At 73.4% G+C, this 21,366-nt stretch carries 25 protein-coding genes; 14 read left to right on the top strand and 11 right to left on the bottom strand.

Going from position 1 to position 21,366, the window contains the following annotated elements:
- Nucleotides 1–15 precede the first annotated feature (15 nt).
- Nucleotides 16–903 carry a phosphate ABC transporter ATP-binding protein gene (locus tag ACFVYI_RS35365; RefSeq protein WP_387893236.1) on the top strand — a complete coding sequence of 296 codons (888 nt, stop codon included), beginning with the start codon at nucleotides 16–18 and terminating at the stop codon, nucleotides 901–903.
- A gap of 127 nt (nucleotides 904–1,030) precedes the next feature.
- On the opposite strand, the gene ACFVYI_RS35360 is transcribed toward ACFVYI_RS35365, so the two are convergent.
- The 3 genes from ACFVYI_RS35360 to ACFVYI_RS35350 all read right to left on the bottom strand — a co-directional run bounded on the left by ACFVYI_RS35360 (nucleotide 1,031) and on the right by ACFVYI_RS35350 (nucleotide 3,402).
- Nucleotides 1,031–1,855, bottom strand: coding sequence for an HAD family hydrolase (locus ACFVYI_RS35360; protein WP_387893234.1), 825 nt, complete (start codon nucleotides 1,853–1,855; stop codon nucleotides 1,031–1,033).
- 73 nt (nucleotides 1,856–1,928) lie between these two features.
- Nucleotides 1,929–2,903 carry a hypothetical protein gene (locus ACFVYI_RS35355; RefSeq protein WP_387893233.1) on the bottom strand — a complete coding sequence of 325 codons (975 nt, stop codon included), beginning with the start codon at nucleotides 2,901–2,903 and terminating at the stop codon, nucleotides 1,929–1,931.
- An 82-nt stretch (nucleotides 2,904–2,985) separates the two neighbouring features.
- Nucleotides 2,986–3,402: a hypothetical protein gene (locus ACFVYI_RS35350; RefSeq protein ID WP_387893232.1), complete on the bottom strand. Its 417-nt coding sequence runs from the start codon at nucleotides 3,400–3,402 to the stop codon at nucleotides 2,986–2,988.
- A gap of 168 nt (nucleotides 3,403–3,570) precedes the next feature.
- Here ACFVYI_RS35350 and ACFVYI_RS35345 point away from each other — a divergent pair, with 168 nt between their 5' ends.
- On the top strand, nucleotides 3,571–3,753 hold the full coding sequence (locus tag ACFVYI_RS35345) for a hypothetical protein (RefSeq protein WP_387893229.1): 183 nt from the start codon (nucleotides 3,571–3,573) through the stop codon (nucleotides 3,751–3,753).
- Nucleotides 3,754–3,815: 62 nt separating this feature from the next.
- Here the strand turns inward: ACFVYI_RS35345 and ACFVYI_RS35340 are convergent, their stop codons facing one another.
- Nucleotides 3,816–3,956 carry a hypothetical protein gene (locus tag ACFVYI_RS35340; RefSeq protein ID WP_387893226.1) on the bottom strand — a complete coding sequence of 47 codons (141 nt, stop codon included), beginning with the start codon at nucleotides 3,954–3,956 and terminating at the stop codon, nucleotides 3,816–3,818.
- A gap of 103 nt (nucleotides 3,957–4,059) precedes the next feature.
- Between ACFVYI_RS35340 and ACFVYI_RS35335 the strand changes: the two genes are divergently transcribed.
- Nucleotides 4,060–4,947: an LLM class flavin-dependent oxidoreductase gene (locus ACFVYI_RS35335; RefSeq protein ID WP_387893223.1), complete on the top strand. Its 888-nt coding sequence runs from the start codon at nucleotides 4,060–4,062 to the stop codon at nucleotides 4,945–4,947.
- Between the two features lie 270 nt (nucleotides 4,948–5,217).
- On the opposite strand, the gene ACFVYI_RS35330 is transcribed toward ACFVYI_RS35335, so the two are convergent.
- From ACFVYI_RS35330 to ACFVYI_RS35300, 7 genes are all read right to left on the bottom strand, one after another.
- Nucleotides 5,218–6,483, bottom strand: a complete 1,266-nt coding sequence (locus ACFVYI_RS35330) for an ABC transporter permease (RefSeq protein ID WP_387893221.1) — start codon at nucleotides 6,481–6,483, stop codon at nucleotides 5,218–5,220.
- A complete protein-coding gene (locus ACFVYI_RS35325; RefSeq protein WP_387893218.1) occupies nucleotides 6,480–7,193 on the bottom strand; it encodes an ABC transporter ATP-binding protein in 714 nt (237 codons plus the stop codon). The genes ACFVYI_RS35330 and ACFVYI_RS35325 overlap by 4 nt, the downstream gene beginning before the upstream one ends.
- Nucleotides 7,190–8,710 carry a peptidoglycan-binding protein gene (locus ACFVYI_RS35320; RefSeq protein ID WP_387893215.1) on the bottom strand — a complete coding sequence of 507 codons (1,521 nt, stop codon included), beginning with the start codon at nucleotides 8,708–8,710 and terminating at the stop codon, nucleotides 7,190–7,192. Before ACFVYI_RS35320 ends, ACFVYI_RS35325 begins: the two co-directional genes overlap by 4 nt.
- A 141-nt stretch (nucleotides 8,711–8,851) precedes the next feature.
- Nucleotides 8,852–9,373, bottom strand: a complete 522-nt coding sequence (locus tag ACFVYI_RS35315) for a hypothetical protein (RefSeq protein WP_387893214.1) — start codon at nucleotides 9,371–9,373, stop codon at nucleotides 8,852–8,854.
- The gene (locus ACFVYI_RS35310) at nucleotides 9,370–10,281 is read right to left on the bottom strand and encodes a hypothetical protein (protein WP_387893211.1); all 912 of its coding nucleotides are present in this window, start codon (nucleotides 10,279–10,281) and stop codon (nucleotides 9,370–9,372) included. The genes ACFVYI_RS35315 and ACFVYI_RS35310 overlap by 4 nt, the downstream gene beginning before the upstream one ends.
- A gap of 97 nt (nucleotides 10,282–10,378) precedes the next feature.
- The gene (locus ACFVYI_RS35305) at nucleotides 10,379–10,528 is read right to left on the bottom strand and encodes a hypothetical protein (protein ID WP_387893210.1); all 150 of its coding nucleotides are present in this window, start codon (nucleotides 10,526–10,528) and stop codon (nucleotides 10,379–10,381) included.
- Between the two features lie 244 nt (nucleotides 10,529–10,772).
- Nucleotides 10,773–11,684, bottom strand: coding sequence for a serine/threonine-protein kinase (locus tag ACFVYI_RS35300; protein WP_387893208.1), 912 nt, complete (start codon nucleotides 11,682–11,684; stop codon nucleotides 10,773–10,775).
- Nucleotides 11,685–11,771: 87 nt separating this feature from the next.
- Here ACFVYI_RS35300 and ACFVYI_RS35295 point away from each other — a divergent pair, with 87 nt between their 5' ends.
- The 11 genes from ACFVYI_RS35295 to ACFVYI_RS35245 all read left to right on the top strand — a co-directional run bounded on the left by ACFVYI_RS35295 (nucleotide 11,772) and on the right by ACFVYI_RS35245 (nucleotide 21,256).
- Entirely contained in the window at nucleotides 11,772–12,317 is a 546-nt protein-coding gene (locus ACFVYI_RS35295; protein WP_387893205.1) for an RNA polymerase sigma factor, read from the top strand.
- Entirely contained in the window at nucleotides 12,314–13,165 is an 852-nt protein-coding gene (locus tag ACFVYI_RS35290) for a hypothetical protein (protein ID WP_387893203.1), read from the top strand. The genes ACFVYI_RS35295 and ACFVYI_RS35290 overlap by 4 nt, the downstream gene beginning before the upstream one ends.
- Before the next feature lie 94 nt (nucleotides 13,166–13,259).
- On the top strand, nucleotides 13,260–13,982 hold the full coding sequence (locus ACFVYI_RS35285) for a hypothetical protein (protein ID WP_387893200.1): 723 nt from the start codon (nucleotides 13,260–13,262) through the stop codon (nucleotides 13,980–13,982).
- Nucleotides 13,983–14,206: 224 nt separating this feature from the next.
- On the top strand, nucleotides 14,207–15,112 hold the full coding sequence (locus ACFVYI_RS35280) for an MBL fold metallo-hydrolase (RefSeq protein WP_387893197.1): 906 nt from the start codon (nucleotides 14,207–14,209) through the stop codon (nucleotides 15,110–15,112).
- Nucleotides 15,113–15,207: 95 nt separating this feature from the next.
- A complete protein-coding gene (locus tag ACFVYI_RS35275) occupies nucleotides 15,208–15,651 on the top strand; it encodes a winged helix-turn-helix transcriptional regulator (protein WP_387893195.1) in 444 nt (147 codons plus the stop codon).
- A 208-nt stretch (nucleotides 15,652–15,859) separates the two neighbouring features.
- Entirely contained in the window at nucleotides 15,860–16,420 is a 561-nt protein-coding gene (locus ACFVYI_RS35270; protein WP_387893193.1) for a hypothetical protein, read from the top strand.
- Nucleotides 16,421–16,629: 209 nt separating this feature from the next.
- Complete coding sequence (locus ACFVYI_RS35265) at nucleotides 16,630–17,235, top strand: hypothetical protein (RefSeq protein ID WP_387893191.1); 606 nt, start codon at nucleotides 16,630–16,632, stop codon at nucleotides 17,233–17,235.
- 263 nt (nucleotides 17,236–17,498) lie between these two features.
- Nucleotides 17,499–18,425 (top strand): hypothetical protein, encoded by a 927-nt coding sequence (locus ACFVYI_RS35260; protein ID WP_387893189.1) that lies wholly within the window; start codon nucleotides 17,499–17,501, stop codon nucleotides 18,423–18,425.
- 52 nt (nucleotides 18,426–18,477) lie between these two features.
- On the top strand, nucleotides 18,478–19,308 hold the full coding sequence (locus ACFVYI_RS35255; RefSeq protein WP_387893187.1) for a hypothetical protein: 831 nt from the start codon (nucleotides 18,478–18,480) through the stop codon (nucleotides 19,306–19,308).
- Nucleotides 19,305–20,132 carry a hypothetical protein gene (locus ACFVYI_RS35250; RefSeq protein WP_387893184.1) on the top strand — a complete coding sequence of 276 codons (828 nt, stop codon included), beginning with the start codon at nucleotides 19,305–19,307 and terminating at the stop codon, nucleotides 20,130–20,132. The genes ACFVYI_RS35255 and ACFVYI_RS35250 overlap by 4 nt, the downstream gene beginning before the upstream one ends.
- Complete coding sequence (locus ACFVYI_RS35245) at nucleotides 20,129–21,256, top strand: hypothetical protein (RefSeq protein ID WP_387893182.1); 1,128 nt, start codon at nucleotides 20,129–20,131, stop codon at nucleotides 21,254–21,256. The genes ACFVYI_RS35250 and ACFVYI_RS35245 overlap by 4 nt, the downstream gene beginning before the upstream one ends.
- Nucleotides 21,257–21,366: the final 110 nt, after the last annotated feature.

Below are 21,366 nucleotides of genomic sequence, written 5' to 3'. Positions count from 1 at the left end.
ATGACGGACGTACCGATGACCGACACACCCCTGCTCGACCAGTTCGCCAAGCACGACCGGGGCGGCTCCGCGAGCGAGACCACGCTGACACTGCCGCCCGTCCACCCGGTGGACGCCGCCGGCGCCCCGCTGGCCGGCCTGGAGACCAGGGACGTCTCCGCCTGGTTCGGCTCGCACAAGGTGCTGGAGCGGGTCTCGCTCGGCATGCCCGCCGGGGAGGTCACCGCGCTGATCGGCCCCTCCGGCTGCGGCAAGTCCACCTACCTGCGGATCCTCAACCGGATGCACGAGATGGTGCGCGGCGCCGCGCTGGCCGGCGAGGTGCTGCTGGACGGCGACGACGTGTACCGGCCCGGCCGGCGCCCGGCCGACGTGCGCCGCCGGATCGGGATGGTCTTCCAGCGGCCCAACCCCTTCCCGGCGATGTCCATCCAGGACAACGTCTCCAGCGGGCTGAAGCTGGCCGGCATCAAGGTGTCCCGGGACGAGCGCGAGCACCTGGTGGAGAGCAGCCTGCGCCGGGCCGGCCTCTGGGACGAGGTCGCCAGCCGGCTGCACACCCCGGGCGGCTCGCTCTCCGGCGGCCAGCAGCAACGGCTGTGCATCGCACGGTCGTTGGCGGTCTCGCCGGACATCCTGCTGATGGACGAGCCGTGCTCGGCGCTCGACCCCACCTCCACCCGCCGGGTCGAGGAGACCATCGCCGAGCTGCGGGGGCGGCTCACCATCGTGATCGTGACCCACAACATGCAGCAGGCGCAGCGGGTTTCGCAGTCCTGCGCGTTCTTCCTGGCCACCCACGACACCCCGGGGCGGATCGTCGAGGCCGGGCCGACCGAGCAGCTGTTCACCGACCCGCGGGACCAGCGGACCTCGGACTACGTCAACGGCCGCTTCGGGTAGGCGGACTGCCGGTCCGGGTCGGGCCGGGTCGGAGCGGCAGCCCGCCGCCCCGGCCCGGCCCGACCGGTTTCCCGGCCTCTTCGCCGCCGCGGATCAGTGACCGCCGCAGATCAGCGACCGCCGCGGATCAGTGGCCGAGCAGCCGCTCCAGCACCGCCGCGACGCCGTCCTGCTCGTTGCTCACCGTGTGCAGCGGCACCGCCGCCAGCACCTGCGGGTGCGCGTTGGCGACGGCGTACGCGGTGCCGGCCCAGGCCAGCATCTCCAGGTCGTTCGGCATGTCGCCGAAGGCCACCACCTCGCTCCGGTCGATCCCGCGCCCGGCGCACCAGCGGGCCAGCGTGCTCGCCTTGGTGACGCCGGGCGCGCTGATCTCCAGCAGCGGGATCGGCGCGGACCGGGTGATCTCGGCCAGGTGCCCGGCCGCCTCGCGGGCCACCGAGAGCAGCTTGTCGGGGTCGAGGTCCGGGTGCTTCGCCAGCAGCTTGAACAGGCCGTGCACCGGACCGCCGGTGCCGAGCAGCTCCTCGGCCGGGCCGATCGGATGGTTCTCGTCCTGGCCCCACATCCGCACCTCGTAGCCGGGCTCGCGGGCGAACCCGGCCGGGTACTCGAAGGCGAACGCGGTACCGGGCAGCTTCGCCCGCAGCGCCGCCACCACCGCCAGCGCGGCCTCCGCGTCGAGCGGGGAGGACTCCAGCAGCTCGCCGCGCCGCACGTCGACCACCGCGCCGCCGTTCGAGCAGATCGCCACGCCGTGGCCGCCGATGTGCCGGCTGACCTGCTGCATCCAGCGGGGCGGCCGCCCGGTCACGAACACCACCTGGACCCCGGCCGCCTCGGCGGCCGCCAGCGCGGCGGCGGTGCGCTCGGAGACGGTACCGCCGCCGCACAGCAGCGTGCCGTCCAGGTCGGTGGCGATCAGGCGGGGGGTGGCGCGGGGAGTGGTCACCGGTCCATCTTCGCCTACCGCCGTCGGGAGGTCACCGCTGCGACGGCGACCTCCCGACGACGACCCGGTCCGCCTACCGCGGGGCGACCGGGAGGGTCAGGGCGACGGTGTGCAGCGTGCCACCGGTCTGGAACTGGAGGAAGAGCCGCCACTGCCCGGCGGCCGGCAGCTCGGCGTGGAAGGACAGGGTCGGGCCGCCGGTGCTGCCCGCCTCGGCCCGTGCCTGCGGGTGGAGGTGGGCGAAGGCCTGGTCGCCGGCGTGGAAGGCGGTCAGATGGGCGAAGGTCTCCAGGTACGGCTGGAGGTCGGTCACCGGCCTGCCGTCCCGGGCGACCGTGACCTTCAGCTCGCCCGCCCGCCCGGCGACCGGGGCGCCCTCGACGGTGACGGTGTACCCGTCCACGGTCGCGGTGCCGGTGGCGGCGGGCAGCTCGGCGGTGGCCGCCGCGCCCTCGCCGGGGACGTCCAGCGTCCGGCTGAGCACCAGGCCGGTGCCCTTTCCGGCGCCGCTGTCCGGGATGAACGAGGCGTAGACGCGCCAGCTGCCGGCGGTGAGGGCGGCCAGCGGGGCGGTCCAGGTGCCGTCGGCGGCCATCTCGGGGTGCAGGTGCTGGAAGCCGGTGAGGTCCGAGCGGACCGCGTAGAAGTGCATCCGCTTGGTCTGGTCGGTCTCGAACGCGGTGACGGGCCTGCCGTCCGGGCCGGTGACGGTGAAGCGGTACTCGGCGGGGGCGCCGGCGGTGAGCGTCCCGGCGGCCGGGGTGAGGCGGTAGCCGTTCCGCTCGGCGGGGGGTGCGGCCTCCGCCGTGGTGCCGGTGCCGGTGGCGGTGCCGGGCATCTGGTGGCCCTGGTGGCCGTCGGCCGCGGTGGACGGCGTGCCGGTGGCCGCGCTGTTCGCGCCGTGGTCCATCCCGGCCATGCCGTCCGTGCCGCCGGTGCCGCCCGCCGGGTGGGAGCCGCAGGCGGTCAGGGTGAGGGCGAGGATGGCGGCGCCGGCGGTGAGCGCCAGGGCGCGGGCGCGGGTACGGGTACGGGTGTTGAGGGACATCTGGTCGGTTCTCTTCCGGTGTGTGCGGGCAGGACGCGGCGCGCCCGGGGCCCCTTCGCTGGGGCGTCCGGCGCGGGCCCGGTCACGTCCGTGCGACGCACACCCGGAGCAGCAGTCGGCGTCCGGCGTCCGGCGGTGCCCGTGGACCGGCGGCCCGCCGCCCCTGCGGCGCCGAGAGCTGCCGCACCTCGGGCAGCACGGCCGCCGCCCCGGTCGCGGGCGGCGCGGCGAGGGGGAGGCCGGCGTCCTCACGGTCCCGGTTCGACACGCAGGAGACGGCTTGCGGACCCCCGCCCGGGGCCCGCCCCCCGTCCAGGCTCGGGCCGTCGACGGGGGCGCCGTGCGCGCCGTGGCCCGTCGGCGCCGTCACGGTCGCGGGCTCGTGGCAGCCGCCCGCCGCCGTGGGCGAGCCGTGCATCAGGAAGAGCCCGGCCAGCAGCCCGCAGAGCAGCAGCAGCCGGGCCGTTGCCCCGCCTCCGCGCCCGCTGTCCGCCGTCACGGGCGAGACAATACCCCCGGCCCGTATCCGATCGCCGTAAGCGGCCGCCTGCACACCGTGTTTCGGCCCCCGAGCCGTCCTTTCCGGCCGATTCGCCCCCGTCCCGGGTGTCCTGCTTCCGGTTCCCGGGCATGACTGTCCTCGGCCACCCCGTCGGCAGGAAGAGCCATGCGAACTCGCCACGCCCAAGACGAGCGCCCACCGACCACCACGCCGGATGCCCCGCGCGAGACGCGCGACCCGGTCCTGATCGGCGACATCATCTTCGACACCCTCGCCGACCTGGCCCGGCGCACCACCCCGGCCCCGACCCTGCACGTCCCCAACCAGCGCACCCGCCCGCACCCGTGACGGCCGCCGGCCGGCCACCGCACGAGGGGTGACCGGCCGGCGGCCGGGCGCGTCGACCGGACTCAGCCGAGCTGGGCGAGGCCCTCGGTGGCGATCCGCTCGAACACGGCCAGGTCGTTCTCGAAGATCGAGTCCGGCACCGGCCAGTGGATCACCAGCTCGGTGATCCGCTTCAGTGCGAACGAGCCCTCGGCCGTATCCAACCGCCGGTTCCCGTTCATCAAGCCGGCCGGACGGCGTGGACATGCCACGTCCTGAGTGGCGCGTGCCGGCGCCCGGCCAGCGCGTCCGGCTAGGGTCGATGGCATGCGTCTGAGCACCGTGATCCTCCCCATCCACCGATGGGCCGAGGGACAGAAGATCTGGCGGCGGGCCGAGGACCTCGGATTCCACGCCGCATACACCTACGACCATCTCTCCTGGCGGTCGTTCCGAGACGAGCCGTGGTTCGGGTCGATCCCGACCCTGACGGCAGCAGCGACAGCGACTGAGCGGCTCCGGCTGGGAACCCTCGTAACGTCGCCCAACTTTCGCCACCCGGTCACGCTCGCCAAGGAGTTGATCACGCTGGACGATGTGTCCGGCGGGCGGGTCACGCTGGGGATCGGGGCAGGCGGGACGGGCTTCGACGCCACGGCGATGGGCCAGGAGGCGTGGTCGCCGAAGGAGCGGGCAGACCGCTTCGGTGAGTTCCTCCCACTGCTGGACGAGCTGCTGCGCACCGATTCCACCACGCACGAGGGGACGTACTACTCGGCGGTCGAGGCGCGGAACATCCCCGGCTGCGTGCAGACCCCGCGGGTGCCGTTCTACGTGGCCGCGACCGGGCCGCGCGGGCTGAAGCTGGCGGCGGAGTACGGGCAGGGCTGGGTGACGTACGGCGACCCGCGCGGGCCGGCGGAGGTGCCGGTGGAGCAGGCGCCCGAGGTGATCGCGCAGCAGATCGAGAAGCTGACGGCGGCCTGCGAGGCCACCGGCCGGGACGTGGCGACGCTGGAGAAGGTGCTGCTCCAGGGCTCGACGGCGGAGAAGCCGCTGCAGTCGCTGGACGCCTTCGTCGACTGGGCGGGCACGTACCGGGAGCTGGGGATCACCGAGCTGGTCATCCACTGGCCGGTGCCGGACTCGATCTTCGCGAACGATCTCGCCGTGTTCGAGCGGATCGCCACCGAGGGCCTCGCCCAACTCGGCTGAGCCGGGCCCGCTCCACGTGGTTCGCGCCGCCGACCGACATGGAGCAACCTGTCCGCCAGTGGCCGATCGGACACTGGCGGACAGGCATCGAGACTCGGCTGTCGCGTCCCCAGGTCTGCAGTTGCTTCCTGCGCGTCCTCGATGTCCGGCCCTGCGCATCGGTGCAACAGGACCGGCGTGTCCTCAGCCGACCCGTAGTCGTGCCCCGACCCGGCCCGGTCGACGGAGTCAAGTCCTTCCCACAGGCGCGGGACATGCCGTCGCCCCCGCCTATGTGCTCCTCAGTGCCTTCAGCGGGTCCGTCCGGGCGGCGCGCAGGGCCGGGTAGAGGCCGGCCAGGAGGCCGACGACTGTGCCGATGAGCGGGGCGGGCAGGGTGGTCGCGGGTTGGAGGACGGCGGTCCACTCGCGGGCGGCGGCGACGGAGACCACCGCCACCACGCCGAGGCCGGTGCCGATCAGGCCGCCGAGGGTGCCGAGCGCCGTCGACTCGGTGAGGAACTGGGCCGCGATGTGGCCGGTGCGGGCGCCCAGGGAGCGGCGCAGGCCGATCTCCTGGGTCCGTTCCAGGACGGCGACCAGCGTGGTGTTGGCGATCCCGACCGCGCCGACCAGCAGGCAGATCCCGGCCAGCGCCAGGAACAGCCCGGTCAGATCGGAGGTCACCGTGTCCTGCAGGCTGTGCGGGTCCGGCGGCGGGACGACCGTGAACGCCTCCGGGGCGTCCGGCCGCAGCGCGAGCGGGAGTTGGGCCGCCACCACCGGCGCGGCGCCGACCCGGGTGGCGACCAGCCCCTGCGCGCCGCGGTCCGGCTGCGGGGCCGGGTTGCCGTACTGTTCGAGCGCCGTACTCGCCGGGATCAGCAGGCTCAACAGGGCGCCCGGCTGGCGCTGGACGTCCGAGTAGATGCCGACCACGGTGTACGGGACACGGTCGATGAAGACGGCCGGCTGGGCGTCCAGCCGGCTCACCCCGAGGCGTTTGGCGGCGGCCTCGCTGAGCAGCACCACCGGCTGCGCGGTCCTCTGGACGAACTCGTCCAGGGTGACCCCGGCGGTCAGGGTCGGCTCCATCGCGGCCACCGCGCCCGGGGTGGCGGCGAGGACGGACAGGCCCGTGCCCTCGTCGGGGCCGTCCGGGCGGCGGGAGAGCGTCGGGGCGCCGGCTACCGGCCACCAGACGCCGCCGGCCCGGACGCCGTCGATCGCGGCCATCCGGTGGTCGACGTCGGCGGGGAAGTCACTCGGCGGGTTGGCGCCGGGGGCGACGCCGTCGGTGCGCGGCTGGTCGGTGACGGTGACAGTGGTGGCCTTGGTGAGGCTGAACCGCTCGCCGATCTGGCCGGTGGCGGTTGCGGTGAGGCCGAGGACGGCGACGAAGGCGCCGATGCCGAGCACCGTGCCGAGCATGGTGAGCACCGAGCGGCCCGGGCGCTGGAGGATGCCGGAGAGAGCCTCGGAGAGCAGGTCGCGCGCGCTCAGGTGGGAGGGTGGCTCGGGGAGCACGGCTCCGCCGCGTCGTCGGATGCGGATCACCGGACGGGTGCTCCCGCCTCGCTGAGCACGCCGTCGTGGATGCTCACCCGGCGCTGGGCGCGGGCTGCCACGGCAGGGTCGTGGGTGATGACGACCAGGGTGTAGCCCTGCTCGTGCAGTGCGTCGAACTGGACGAGCACCGCCCCGGCGTTGGCCGAGTCCAGGTTGCCGGTCGGCTCGTCGCAGAGCAGCAGGCTCGGCCGGTTCACCAGGGCGCGGGCGATCGCCACCCGCTGGCGCTCGCCGCCGGACATGGTGCCGGGTAGGGCGTCCGTCCGGTGGCCGAGGCCGACCAGGCGCAGCGCGTCCACGGCGGCGGCGCCGCGGGCGCGGCGCGGGGTGCGGTTGTAGACCTGGGCGAGGGCGACGTTCTCCTCGGCAGTGCGGTGCGACAGCAGGTGGAAGGACTGGAAGACGAAGCCGATCCGGCGCCCACGCAGCGTCGAGCGGTCCTTGTCGCGCAGGCCGCCGGTGTCGATGCCGTCCAGTTCGTAGCGGCCGGTGGTGGGGGTGTCGAGCAGGCCGAGCAGGTGCAGCAGGGTGGACTTGCCGGAGCCGGACGGGCCGGTGACGGCCAGGTACTCGCCGCGGCGGACGGTCAGGTCGGTGGGGCGCAGCGCGACCACGGGCGGGCGGCCGAGGTGGGTGCGGCCGACGCCGTACAGGGCGATCACGGGCTCGTCGCCGGCCTCGGTGGCGGGTTCGGTCACTTGCCGACCACCACCTGGTCGCCGGCCTTGAGGTTCGCGCCCTGTGCCGGGGCGACGGCCACGAGGCCGTCCGCGGTGACGCCGGTGGTCACCGGGACGGTGATGCGGTTCCCGGCCGCGTCCACCGTGGTGACGGATGTCCGGCCGGCCGCGTCGGTGGAGACCGCGGCGATCGGCACGGCGGTGACGGGGGCGCCCGCCTTGGCCTTCAGGACGGTGAGCCGGACGTTCTTGCCGCTCATCGCGGCGGGCAGCGGGGTGCTCGGGGTGATCGTCACCGGGACGTAGCTCTGTCCGCCGGGTTGGCCGTTGGGCTGGCCGGGCTGGCCGTTGGGGGCTCCGCCGCCGTCGGGGCCGCCCTTGCCGCCGCCCGCCGCGCCGCCGAGGGTGATGACCCTGCCCGCCGGGGGAGTGCTGGTCGGGGCGCCGACCTCGGCGACGGTGCCGGGGACGGTGATGCTGGTGTCCTCGGCGAGCAGTTCGACGGCCATGCCCGGTTGCACGCCCGCCGCCTGGGACGGGGTGAGCTGCCCGGTGGCGGCCAGGCCGCCGCTGGTGAGTGAGAGCAGGGTGCCCGAGACCGGCGAGCCGACCGCGCCGTTGACGGCGGTGACGGTCGCGGGGAGGGCAGGCAGGAACAGCACATGGGCGGCCGGGACCATCGGGCCGTTGGCGGCCCTGGCCCTGGCGAGGGCGGCCTGGTCGGCTGCCAACTGCTTCTTCGCGTTGGCGAGTTGCTGGTCGAGATCACCGGACGGGGGCGGCAGCTGGGCCGGCGGCGCAGTGGTCGCCGTCGGCGGCTGGGCGGAGCCCGCCTTCTTCCTCTCCGCGAGGCCGTCCACCGTCTGCTTGTCCGTGTCCACCGCCTTCTGCGCGGTGTCCACGGCCTGCTGGGTGGTGGCGCCGGTGGCCGGCACCGGGTAGCCGAGTTCGCGGTAGAAGGCCGACACCGCGGCGGCCGTACCCGGCCCGTACGTCCCCTTGTCGTCCCCGTCGACGTCGTGTCCCAATCCGGCCAGAGCGTCCTGGAGTTCGGCCACGTCGGGGCCGGTGCTGCCCGGCTTCAGGTCACGGAACGCGGGCACCGCCCCGGGCAGGGCGAACAGCGGCTGCCCGGACACCTCGGCGAGCAGCTTCCCGGCCGCGGCGGCGTCCCCCTGCTTCACGGCCAGCTTGGAGACGAACAGTTGGGTGACCTCCGCCGAGGCGGCGACAGGAACGACGTTGTACTGCGCGGGCGGGTACACCACCGCGCGGGCCGTGATCGAGGGCGTCAGCACCTGGCTGACAACCGGCGCGGTGAGCAGACTGTTCGGCGGCGGCGCGGTCTGCGCGGCCCGCTCCGCCGGGGACTTCACGAGCGTCGCCGCCCCCACCCCGCCCACTGCCACCAGTGCGGCGGCCAGCGCCACCCCCAGCAGCACCCGCCTGCGCCGCGCCGCTCGCGAACGGGCGGGCGGGGGCGACGGAAGAGGCTGGGCTATGTCGTCGTCAGCGCTCATCTTCGTCGTGGTCAACGGTGCCTCCTCCTTGAAGGTGCCCTTGGGAAGAGCATGACCTATCGGATGCCGTTGAGACGTAAGGGGGGCGGAGACGATAGGCCGACAACGAACCCGAGTTGGTAGCGCAGTATCACGGGAGCCACCCCTGGTCTGCCTTCAGCACTCCGACAGCACCTCGCTCCGTGTCACCAGCCAGCGGCCATCCCTGGGCGCGAAGGTGTAACTCGCCAGCTGTCTCGGGCGGTTCGTCAATTGGCCGGGCTGAACTCTTCCGCTCCGCGCCTCGTACTGGATCCACTTGCCAACGTCGACGCAGTCCAGCAGGGTTGCCAACTTCCCGTCCACCGTGATGCTGCGGATCCGGTGATCGACGGACCCTTCGGCAACGAGCCCAGTGCTGGTCAGGACGCTCAGGTTCGCACGCAGGATCTCCAGTTGCTCACCCACCGCGTGGTCGGCCAGTGCCGAGCCGTCACCGGACTCATTGGCCACCAGCATCGCCTTCCGTTGGTCACTGCAGTCCTGCTGGACGCGTAGTCGTTCACCTGTGAATGCCTCACCGCTCTCGGTACTCGACCGGTTCGCGGCGAGCGTGCCAACGAATCCGACGACGGCGAGGAGGACCAGGACGAGCAGCAGGAGCCAACCACGGCGACGGCCGCCTGCCACCGCCGTCATGCCTGGCCCAGCAGCTTCTTGGCTGCGGCGATCCGCTGCTGGGAGATTTCCCTGTCCGCTTGGAGGGCCTGCTCGTTCCTGCCGATGTACACCCGCTGGTAGGCGGTCAGCACGGCATTCCAGGTGGCCAGCAGCTTCACCTGCTCCTTGCAGTTCATGTCGGCGACCGCTGTGTCCCGCTCCTCCTGTGACACCTGCTCCGGCCAGGCCGCCGAACTCGCCTGTACCGGATTCGCGTAGTTGTAACCCAGCTTGGTCATGCAGCTCTGCCAGTCCGCGAGCGAGGCGCGGACTCGGCTGTCGACGGCGGCGTGGTCGTACGCCTTGGCACGGAGGGTGCCGACCAAGTCCGAGGCGGTGTTCTTGATGCCCTCCGCCTGGAGCCGCCGTTCGAACTCGCCCATGCAGCCCCGGTCTGCCTTGGGATCGGCGGCACCGGCCTTGGTCCCGCGATCCCCCATCAGGGCCTTCTGGTATTCGGGGCCCTGCCCGGACGGATTCTCCGTACCGGAGGTGCCGTTGCCTCCTGGCCTGGGCGGCCGGTGGTACCCGGTCTGCTGCGCAGCGGAGACGGAGAGCAGGCCCAGAAGCGAGGTGTCGATGGGAGTCGGCGGGGGAGGTGTCGACGCCGGCCCAGGGTCGTAGTCGAACCCCTTGGCGGTCATGCAGGTCCGGGTGGCCTGGCCCATGGCCCGGAAGATCAGCGCGGACTCCTCGGCCCCTACCGAGTAGCCGTCCAGCGGATGGGTTACCGGCGAGCCGTCTGCCGGGCCCGCGCCGATCTGCGGGACCACGGGCTCGCCCACGATGTCGGAATCACCGCCCGCCTTCGTGTCTTTGCTGCAGCCTGCGGCGAGCACCGCCAAAGCCACTACAGAGATGACCACTTGAGCCCTGTTCATCCGCATCCAACACGCCACCTTCAGGTCCGACGTCGCCTGTCGACGCAAGCTTCGCATCGTCGTGCCCGCCGGAGAGGGCGGGGCCACGACAGGTCTCCCCCGACTACTGACAGGGGGGAACCACGCCGTTCCACCAGAGGTAGTTCTGGGCGCTGTATGCGTCACCGAAGTAGCTGCCGTCGGCCAGGTAGTGGTCCAGGTGGTTCCACTTGGGGTCGCCGTTGACGGTCTGCCCGAAGCCCCAGCACAACATGTTTGCCTGTTGGTCCGCGTAGCCGCGGCCCTTCAGGTTGCAGCTCGGCGACGCGCAGCTCCGAAGGCCCACTCCACCGTCTCGGGTGTCGTAGCCGCCCCAGACATCCGCTTGGGCCGTCCCGTTTCCGATACCGACTGCCGCGAGGCTCAACATCGCGGTCATAGGTGTACGCGGCATGGAACCCGAGGTCCTCGGCCCGCCGCCAGACGGGAGTCGTCGGCGGCCGGCGCCCTCTTCGGATTCAGCGCTGCAGCCAGCTCAGCAGGGTCGTCGCCGTGAACACCGTGCCCGACGCCAGACAGACCGCGCGCGGGGTCAGCCACCCCGGGCCTTCCAGGGGCCGGGACTGCGGGACCGGAGCCAGCAGCGCGTCTGCGAAGGCCTGGGCGGTCGGCGGCCGGTCCGCCGGCTCGACGGACATCGCGGCCCGTAGCAGCACGGCGACGTGCGGTGGGAGCTCCGCACCGGCTGGGAGCGCCGGCAGCGTCGAGGCGGTCGGCTGGGCGGTCATCAGGGCGGTGGCGCGTCCGCCCGGGCCGAACGGCTTCTGCCCGGTCAGCAGCTCGTAGGCCACGACGGCGAGCGCGTACACGTCGGCCCTCCCGTCGAACCCGCCGGTCTGGAAGGCCTGTTCCGGTGCCATGTACGCGGGCGTGCCCGTGGTCACCGTCAGTCCGGACGCGTCGGCCAGTTGCTTGGCGCTGCCCAGATCCGCCACCAGCACCGCGGTGGGCGCAGGGCCGGTGGCGAGCAGCAGGTTGGACGGCTTGACGTCGCGGTGCACCACGCCCGCCTCGTGCAGGACCTGGACCGCGTAGCCCGCCTCCGCGGCCAGCCGCAGCGCCTCCTGCGGGTCGCACTGCCCGACCCGGTCCGCCAGGGTGCCGCCGCGTACGTAGTCCATGACGAAGTAGGGCCGGTCCTCCTGCACCCCGACGTCGTGCACCCGGACCACCCGCGGGCTGGCGATCCGGCGCAGCAGCCTCGCCTCCGTCAGGAACCGCTCGCGCACATCGGCGTTGGCGGCCCAGTTCTCGGCCAGCACCTTCACCGCGACCTCGGTGTCGAGCTCCGGATCGTAGGCCTTCCAGACCGTCGCGAAGGAGCCGGCTCCGAGCCGCTCCAGGAGGAGGTAACGGCCGAGCTTGCGCATGTGGCAGCATTCTGCCGGAGTCGGGTGGAGTGCGGAACTCCCATTCGACGGGTGGGGTGCCGGGCGGGACGAAACGGGGGGATCCGGGTGTTCGAGGAAGGCGAGCTGGAACGGCTCGCGGCGGCTGCCCGGGCGGGGGACCCGGGGTCGATGGAGTACCTGCTGGCCACGCTGCGGCCGGTGGTGCTGCGCCGCTGCTCGCGCTTCCTGCCCCACCACGCCGACGCGGAGGAGGCCGCGCAGGACGCGCTGCTGTCCATCAGCACGCACCTGGGCGAGTACGGCGGCCGCGGCTCCTTCCTGGGCTGGGTGACGGTGATCGCCTCGAACGCCGCCCGGTCCACCTACCGCTCGATGCGCCGGCGCGCCGAGGACAGCCACGCCGACCTCCCCGAGTCCGTCGACCCGCGCACCACCAGCGTCATCGCCGGGACCCGGCTCGACCTGATGGAGGCGCTGGCCGCGCTGGAGCGGCAGCACCCCGCCCTGGTGGAGTCCTTCGTGCTGCGCGACCTGGGCGACCTGACCTACGTCCAGGTGGCCGAGGAGCTGGACGCCCCGCTGGGCACGGTCAAGGACCGTATCCACCAGGCCCGCCGCTTCATGCGCGAGCGCCTGGTCACCGGTCTGTGAACGGCGGTCCCGTCGCGGGCGGCGGCCGCGCCGTCGTCCGGTCCCGGTCCGCCGTCGCCGCCCTGGTGGCGGCCGCCGCGCTCGGGCTGGCGACCGGCCGGTTCGTCCTGCCACCGCCCCCCGGCGCCACCGCGCACCCGGCGGCGCGGTCGGGTGCCGCGGCCGGCGGGGCATCCCAGGGCGCGTCCGCTCCCGCGACGCCCGGCGGGTCCGTCCCGACGCCCTCGGCCTCCGGCTCCGCCTCGCCGATCGGTGCGACCGGTGCGACCGGGCCGGTGACGACCGCGAACCTTCTGGAACCCGCGGCGTTCAGCCCGGACATCGGCATCGGACGGATCCACGTCACCGACCGGTACGGCGACGGGGCTTACGCCAACGCGGCCTGCTCCGGCGAGAAGACCCTCACTCAGACCCTGGGCGGGCCCGGTGCCCACTTCCGCGGACTGATGACCGGCCCCCGCACCGCCCCGGGCGACCCCACGCTGGCCGCCGGCCAGGGCGACCAGGTCGCCCGCGAGGTCGCCGCCGATGCCCGGAGCCCTTCCCTGGCGCAGAACTTCGCCGAGCGCCTGCTGCTGGAGGAGGTGCCCTGCCAGGAGGCAGTGCCAGGGCACTGGGTCTACGGAAGGACCACGACGGTGCGGCTCGCCCCGGACGTCACCGCGAGCTGGATGGGCACCTACCAGGGATCCCTCAACACCACCGGCACGGCGCCCGAGGGCAAGGAGCCCTGCGGCGGCATCGCCGTGCTGCGCAGCGGCAACCACTACGCGGTGCTGGAGGTCGATGCCTGCCTGGGGACGGCCGCGATGGACCGCGTCGTCAGGACCGCTCTGTCACAGCTGTGAAACAGCCGGTCAGGGCTCCAACTTTCCCTCCTCCGGCGGCATCTCCCCGGTTGTACGAGGACGCAGCAGGCGTCCCGACCAGCAGGGGGACCAGATGACCGAGAACCAGGCCGTCCAGCAGAAGTCCGTTCGCCGCAACCGGGTCGCCGCCGCGGCCTGCTTCGCCGCCGCACTTATCACGGTCGGCGTCGTCGGCACCCAGTCGGCCACCGCCGACGGGGCCGCGCACGACGCCGCCAACCGCACCCCGGTCGCCGCCCAGCCGGTCACCGCCGCCCAGCCGGCTGCGGCCGCGGTGGCCGCGCCCGGACTCGGCTCCGCCGGCCTCGTCCAGAGCGAGGACTTCCAGCAGGGCCTGAACCCGGTCGGCGCGACCGTTGCGCTGACCGGACGCCAGGCGCTGTCCGCGTGCTCCGGCGAGGAGACGATGCGCGACCTGACCAAGGACAAGGCCACCGCGTACGCGTCCGTGAACTGGACCTTCGACACCCACGGCATGCTGATCGAGTCGGCCGCGAGCGCCCCCACCAAGGCCGCGGCCGACACCTGGGAGCAGCAGCTCGTCGCGCTCGTTCAGGACTGCCAGGACGAGCCCGCCGGCCACTGGCACTACGGCGCGGCCCACACCCTGACCGTCACCGGCGGCACCGCCCGCTGGTACCCGGCCTACAACGGCGACGGCGCCGTCAGTGGCGGGGTCGCGGTCCTGCGCAGCGGCAGCAAGGTCGCCGTCGTCGAGCTCACCGGCCGGCCCGCCGACGCCCCGAGCCACGTCGAAGGCATCGCCACCGCAGCACTGAAGCGCCTCGCCTCCTGAACGGCGGCCCGGCTCCGCCCGCCCCCACCGCCCGGCGGAGCCGGCCCCGAACCACCTGGCACGGCACTCCTTGGATGCTCCTGGCCTCGACCGCGCTGTAGTACGCCGTGGGGGCGCACTTGCAAGTGCGTACTTCCCCACGTGTCGCCGCTCTCCAATAGTCAGTAGCGAACGGTGCGCCCTACCGGCCGTGCCGAGCGTGACAGCCTGTCGAGGAGAGAACTGTGGTCAAGCCCGCGCTTCGCGCCCAGATCGCCATCGGTGAGACGACGGTGACCTACCTGCCCGATGGAGAGGGATGGCTCGATCCGGCCGCCTTCTTCCCCTGCAGCATGCCGGACGGTTGGGCGACGCATTCGGAGTTCCTCGACGAGCACGGCCGATTCCCGGTCAGCATCGGTTCGTTCCTGATTCGCACCGGCGGGCGGGCCGTCCTCGTCGACCTGGGCCTGGGCGCCGTCGACTACGCGATTCCCGACGTGGCCTCCTTCAAGGCCGGCGCGCTGGTGAAGAGCCTGGCCGCCGAGGGACTCTCACCCGCCGATGTGGATACCGTCGTGTACACACATCTGCACCACGACCATGTCGGGTGGACCAGCGATGTCGCTCCGGCTCCGCACTTCCCTGACGGCCGGAAGGTCGGCGGACTGACGTTCCACGGGGCCCGGCACCTGGTGAGCGAGGCGGAGTGGCGGCACTGGGAAGGGCGGGGGGCGTTTCCCGGACCGGACGCGAAGTCGGTGCAGGCCCCGCTCGACGGTGTCGTCGCGTTCGTCGTGGACGGCGAGGAGATCGCGCCCGGCGTACGGATCCTTTCGACGCCCGGGCACACACCGGGACACAGCAGTCTGATCGTCACGGATCCGTCCGGTGCCGACCACCGGCGTCTGATCATCCTCGGCGACATCATGCACTGCCAGGTGCAGATCACCCAGGACCAGTGGACGTGCGTGTTCGACGACGATCCGGAGCAGGGTCTCCGTACCCGCGCTCGGCTCCTCAAGGAACTTGAGGACGGGGACACGCTTCTGGCCGGAGGTCACTTCGCGGGTCACGTGTTCGGGCGGGTCGTCCCTCCTGCGCTGCGGCGGGCCTGGGCCGGGGGGCCCGCCGCCATCGCCGTGGGGTAGCGGCGGCGGGCAAGGGCCGTCGCCGGGAACGGCCGGCCGACTGCCGCGACGGGCCACCACCCCTCGCGGCATCGGCGGTGGGCTAGCGTACGAGCATGCCCGTGCCCCGTACGTCCCGTCCCCGGCCGGGTACCCCCGGCCGGGTCCTGGCCCGGCTGCCGGACGGCAAGCCGGCCGACACCTACAGTGCGCCCTGCCCGTCCCGCGCGGCCCTGGACCGGATCGCCGACAAATGGACCGCGCTGATCGTCGGCGCCCTGGCGAACGGAACGCTGCGCTTCAGCGAGCTGCGCGAGGCCGTCGACGGCATCAGCGAGAAGATGCTCACGCAGACCTTGCGGAGTCTGGAGCGCGACGGACTGGTCAGCCGCACCGTCCATCCGACCGTGCCGCCCAAGGTCGAGTACCGACTCACCGAACTGGGGCGGACGTTGGAGGCCCCGCTCGGTGCGGTCCGGGACTGGGCGGAGCGGTACATCAACGACGTGAACGCGGCTCGGGCCGCCTACGAGCATCAGGCGTCGGACCTCGGGCACTGATCCCGGAGCGGTGCGGTCCCCCGCCTGCCCCGCTCTCGCGGCTCAGGCCGTGCCGGGCGAACGAGGATCGGCCGATGTCCCCAGCGTGCTGGGGACAACCCCCGGAGGGATCCACCGGTCAGCAGGAAGGTCCCGGCCGAGCCGTGCGTGGAGGATCGGGAGCGTCGAAACGACCACTCCTGACTCCACGTCATGAATCGAGGCCGCCATGTCCGACGTCGCACAGCGGAACCCGTCCACCGGCCGCTCCGCTCTCCCGGCTGCCGCCGCAGCGCACGAGAGCGGGCACCTGCCGGTTCCGGTGCGTGCGGCATTCGCGTTATGGGTCACGGCCGTTGCCGCCGGCGCCTTCGAAACCGTCCTGGCGGTCGGCAGTATGCTCACCGGCGCCTCGGACTCCGCGGCCGAGATCGCCGTGGGCCTCGCCGTGCGGCTGCCGGTCTTCGCCGGTGCGCTCCTGGTCGCGCGGCACATGCGCCGCGGCCGTGGCTGGGCCCGGCTCGCTCTCGCGTTCGGCCTCGGCGTCCTGGGGACGGCGTCGATGGTGATCCAGCCGATCCAGGCCCTGGCCCGAGGCCGCTCCCTCGGCTGGGAACTGGCGCAGGCCGGGCCGATGGATCTCGCTTTCGCAGCCAGCCGGGTGCTGCACGTGAGTTCGGTGCTCACCGCTGTCGTGCTGATGTTCCTCCCCGCGGCCAACGCCTACTTCCGATCCAGCCGTGCCCGCCGAGTGCCCGGCCGGGACGGCGAGAGCGCACCTCGGCGGTGACCGGGCGTCCGGCTGTGGGTGCGACATGCGCGCGGGCCCGGGTCACCAGCGTGCCCGGACGCGGCGTACGGCTGTGGAGGGGCGTCCGTGGCGCCATCGGTGCTCCGAAGGGCCGGGGTTGACGGTGCGGGGGGTGTGGGAGGGAGGCGCTAGTCTTTCCGCCGCACGCCTCACAATCTGATCATGCGTTAAACGGGGGTTCTTTCGTCATGCCCACTTTCCGGAGAATGCTCGGCGCCGGTCTGGTCGCCACCGCCGCCCTGGGGCTCGCCGCCTGCGGCCCGGACAACGCGTCGGACCAGGCGGGCGGTGCACCCGCCGCCACGTCGACCGCCGCACCGACCACTGCCGCGCCGGGCGGTACCGCGCCGTCCACCGCCGCGCCGTCCGGTAGCGCGCCGGCGGGTGGCAAGAGCGCCAAGCCCTCGACGGGTGCCGGTGACGAGCCGGAGGGGTTCTGCGACGCCGCGCCGCTGCCCGCCGGGCAGAAGTGGATCTACCCGGCCAAGGGCACCACCACGACCACGCTGGTCTACAAGGACACCAAGACCGCCTGCGGCGTCAACGACGTCGTCTTCGAGCCGGTCGGTGCCGACAAGACCGCGGCGTTCGCGCCGACCGCCAAGGGCCACCTGAACTCGGTCCTGGCCAAGCCCAAGGACGTCAACGTCGCCGACCTGGTGAAGCACATCGGCGAGTGCCTCGCCGACCCCACCAACGTCAAGGGCTTCTACCCCTGTTCGGCCGGGGACTACAAGGTCGCGATCGACTCCGCCGGCAAGGTCGTCGAGATGACCGAGCGCGCGCACTCGTGAGCAGCACCGGTTGATCGGGGAGGACCGGCGGTCAGCCGGACGGGCGGGTCGGCACCGGGTGCCGACCCGCCCGTTGCGGTTCGGTCACGGCATGTCCGATTGATTGATCATTGGGTGGGAGTGTGGTGATTGATTTTGTTGGCACAGGTCTCAGGCGACTCTCATAATTCCTGGTGAGACGCGTGACGGTCGGCCTGGAGAGCCACGGGGGGTGGCCCGCGAGGGGCCCGTGCGCGATATTCCACAGTCCCCGGGGGAGCTCCTTGTCCGCGCCCGAAAACGTGCCGTCCGCCGCCGAACCGGCGAACGGTGCGGCGCCCGAAACCGTCGCCGTGCCCACGGCCGTACCCGCCGCGGGGCCCGTCGATCCCGCCGCCCCGGCCGCTGCTCCCGTCCCCGCGCCGGTGGCTGCCGCCGGGCGGAAGCTGCCGCGCGCCGTCGGCGTGGCCCTGGCCACCGCCGGTCTGCTCGCCGTGACGGCGACCAGTGCCGCCGTCACCGTGGCGGTCGGCAAGCCGGACGCCCGGCCGGCCGTCGCGGCCGCCCCGGCCAAGGCCTCGCCGAGCGCGAGCCCGGGCGCGAGCGCGAGCCCGACCGCCACCGCGTCGGCCGCGCCCACCGTGGCGCCGACCACCGCCGCGCCGACCCCGGTCGCACCCGCGCCCAAGCCGACGAGCACCCTCAAGGGCAGCGTCAGCGGCGGCCGGCACGAGGGCGATCTGCGCTACTTCCTGCTCCCGGTCCCCGACGGCGGCGAGTCCTACGGGCCGTCGGACGGGATGAAGTTGACCGACGACGAGGTGGCCGAGCTGTTCGGCAACCAGGACGGCATCATGCGGATCCTCGGCTCGTACGGGTACAAGGACGCCGCCAGCAGGATGTACCGCACGGCCGACGGCAAGGCCGAGGTGACGGTCACCCTGCTGCGCCTCGGTTCGACCTCGTCGGCGAGCGAGTTCGTCAAGGGCTACACGATGAAGCTGGACCCGATCGAGATCGACGGGGACCGCAACGCCCACGGCTACGTCCGCAAGCCCAAGCAGCAGGCGTACACCGGGTCGATGACCGGCATCTCCAGCCAGGGCGACGTCCAGTACACGATCGACGTCGACGTGAAGGGGACTCCGGACAAGGCGCTGCTGAACGAGCTGATGAAGCGCCAGCGCGAGTGGCTGTCCTCCGGCGGCTGAACCGCACCGCCGCCCACGCCCGACGTCACCTTCCCCTCTCTGGAGCCACTCCGTGACCACCCGACCCGTGGAGCCGTCGCCCGCCGACGCCTCCGCGCCGGCGGAGGCGCCGCTGCCCGCCGCGCCCGCCGTACCGACCGCGCCCGCCGCGCCCTTCGCGGAGGCGTTCGTGCCCGCCGAGGCGGCCCCGTCCCTCCACCGCCCGCGCCGGCCGCGGCCGGCGCTGCTGCTGGTCTCCGGCCTGGTGCTGGGCACCGTGATCGGCGGCGCCGTCGGCTTCGCGGTCCAGGCGAACCGGCCGCCGACCCCGCTGCCGCCGATCCAGGTCGCACCGCCGTCCTACCCGGCCGAGGTGGTGGACCCGGTGGCCGTCGCCGAGGCGGCGCCCAAGCCGCCGGCCGTCGACGGCGACCTGCGGAAGCTGCTGATGACCGCTCCGACCGGTGGCACGGCCTGGGCCGACTACCCGGACACGCCCACCTGGATCACCGTCGGCGAGCTCGCCGAGCGCAGCGGCCGGTCGGCGGAGACCTTCAGGAGCCTGAACAGCACGGAGTTCCGGCGCGCCGTCGAGGTGAACTGGAAGAAGGACGACCTGAAGGTCCGGGTCACGCTGATCCAGTACGCCGCCGACCGCGCCGCCGAGGCGAAGACCCGCGCGTCCGGCTACCGCCTCAAGCCGTTCGCGGACGACGCCAACGGGGGCGTCCAGGTCGACAGCGAGCCCTTGTACTGGGCCGAGACCACCGAGCAGTACTACCTCGGGACGGCGCTGGCGCAGCGCGGCACCCTGGTGATGGAGGTCGAGGTCTTCGGCACGCGCCCGGTGAATCCCGATGTCGTGAAGGACATCGCCAAGCAGCAGTGGGAGCGGCTGGTATGAGCGACAGCACCGTGACCGGGGCCACGATCCCCGAACAGGTCCACGCGGAGGCCCCCGTCCCCGCCCCCGCGGGGCCGCCCGCCGCCACCGGCCGCCGGCTGCTCCGCGCCACCGGCGCGACCGTGGCGGCCGCGCTGGTCGGCGTGGTCATCGGCATCGGCGTCATCGAGACCCGGTACGACGACCCCGCGCCCGTCACCGCCGCCGCACCGACGGCGGCGGCGCCCACCCCGAGCGCCACGCCCACCCCCTTCGGCGCCAAGTCCAACGGCAACCACTTCGGTTCGCTGCGCGACCTGCTGCTGCCGGTCCCGGCCGGCTACGCGCTCGGTCCGGACGAGGGCGGCTACGGCAACGACGTCGAGCTGTCGGCGGACCAGCTCTCCGCCGAGCTGGACAACGACCTCCAGCAGATCCCCAAGGAGAAGCGGGAGAAGCTCCGCCAGTACTGGGAGGGCCTGCACGTCAAGGCCACCGGGGTGCGCACCTACAAGGAGCGGGGGAACGGCCTGGTGATCGGTCTGAAGCTGCGCCAGTTCAACCAGCAGGAGGTGCAGAAGCTGAACGAGTACACGGCCGTGTTCACGGGCGACACCGGGCTCTTCCGCATCGGCCCCGAGATCCCCGGCCACCCCGAGGCGCACTGCTACCTGATGCCCGCTCCGCCGTCCGCGCCGATCGACTACCTGGAGTGCTCGGCTGCCGAGGGCGACCTCCTGGTGATCATGACCGCCGAGGGTGTGGCACCGCTGCCCAAGGACAAGATCGTCACCCTCTTCACCCAGCAGCTCGACCGCCTTGCCAGCCCGGGAGCGTCCGCATGACCGACAGCGCCACCCCGCACGACAGCGCGGCCGCCTCCACCGACACGCCCCCGGCGCCCCCGGCGCCGTTCGCGCCGCCCGTCGCGCCGCCCGTCGCGCCCCCGGCCGCCCCGGGTGCCCCAGAGGCCCCGACCACCCCGGCCACCGGGGGCGCCTTCGGGGCCGACCCCTGGGCCGTCCCCGGGGAGGGTTCCGTGCCGCCCCTCCTCCCGCCGGTGGGCCCCGAGGAGCTCGCGGCCCGCCGCACCCGCCGGCGCAACGCGGCGCTGCGCTGGGGCGCGGCCGCCCTGGTCTGCGCACTGGCCGGTACGGGCGCCGCGGTGGCCGTCACCACGCCCGAGCGCACCGACATCCCGGGCCTGGCCACCAGGAGCGACGGCCGCTACACCTTCCCCGCGCTGGTCCTGCCGCCGCTGCCCTCCGGCAAGGCCGTGCCGAAGGAGAGCAAGAGCCGCCACGCCGCCGACCTGCGGTACCTGCTCCTGCCCGCGCCCAAGGAGGCCGGGGGCTCGTCGGGCCCGGTGGTCTTCCCGACCCCGACCAGGCTCCCGACCGGTTCGCCGACCACCGCGTCGACCACCTCGCCGACGGCGTCCGGCAGCCCCACCGCGAGCGCGTCGGCGAGCACCGGCCCGTCCGCGAGCCCGAGCCCCGGCGCCACGAGCACCGGGGCGCCCACGGCCGAGTGGGTCGCCTGCGACGCGATGGCCGCCGAGCAGAAGGAGCCGGGCGCACTGCGCTCCCTGCTGCTGCGCGACGTCTGCCGCGCCGCCACCGTCCGGGAGTGGACCGCCTCCGACGGCACCCGCACCCAGATCCGGCTGCTCCGCTTCGGCTCCTCCGTCGAGGCCTGGGACGTCTTCGCCGAGCTGCGCGCCAACGGCGAACCGAAGGACCTGCCGGGCCTCAAGCCCGGTTCCGTCCAGGGTTGGGACTCGGTCGACGGCGTGGACCTCGCCACCCGCGAGAGCCCGGTGCTCGCCGCCGACGGCCGGAGCACCGGCTGCCTGGCCTACCTGGGCGCCGGCGATGTCATCGGCGTCGTCACGATGACCAACGCCCGGGGTGTCCCGGCCGCCGCGTTCCGCCAGGTCGTCACGCTCCAGTCCGACCTGCTGGCCTGACCGTGCCGCAGCGGGCGGCGCGCCGCGGGGGGCGGCGCCCCCCGGGTGGCCCGGCGGCGGTAGCTTATAAACAACTACGAACCCCCCATACACCCAGACAACGGGGAGTA

The organism is Kitasatospora sp. NPDC058218 (assembly GCF_042882445.1).
Classification (GTDB): domain Bacteria; phylum Actinomycetota; class Actinomycetes; order Streptomycetales; family Streptomycetaceae; genus Kitasatospora.
Note: the sequence above shows the minus strand (reverse complement) of the source record. Positions and strands in the feature narration are given on the sequence as shown.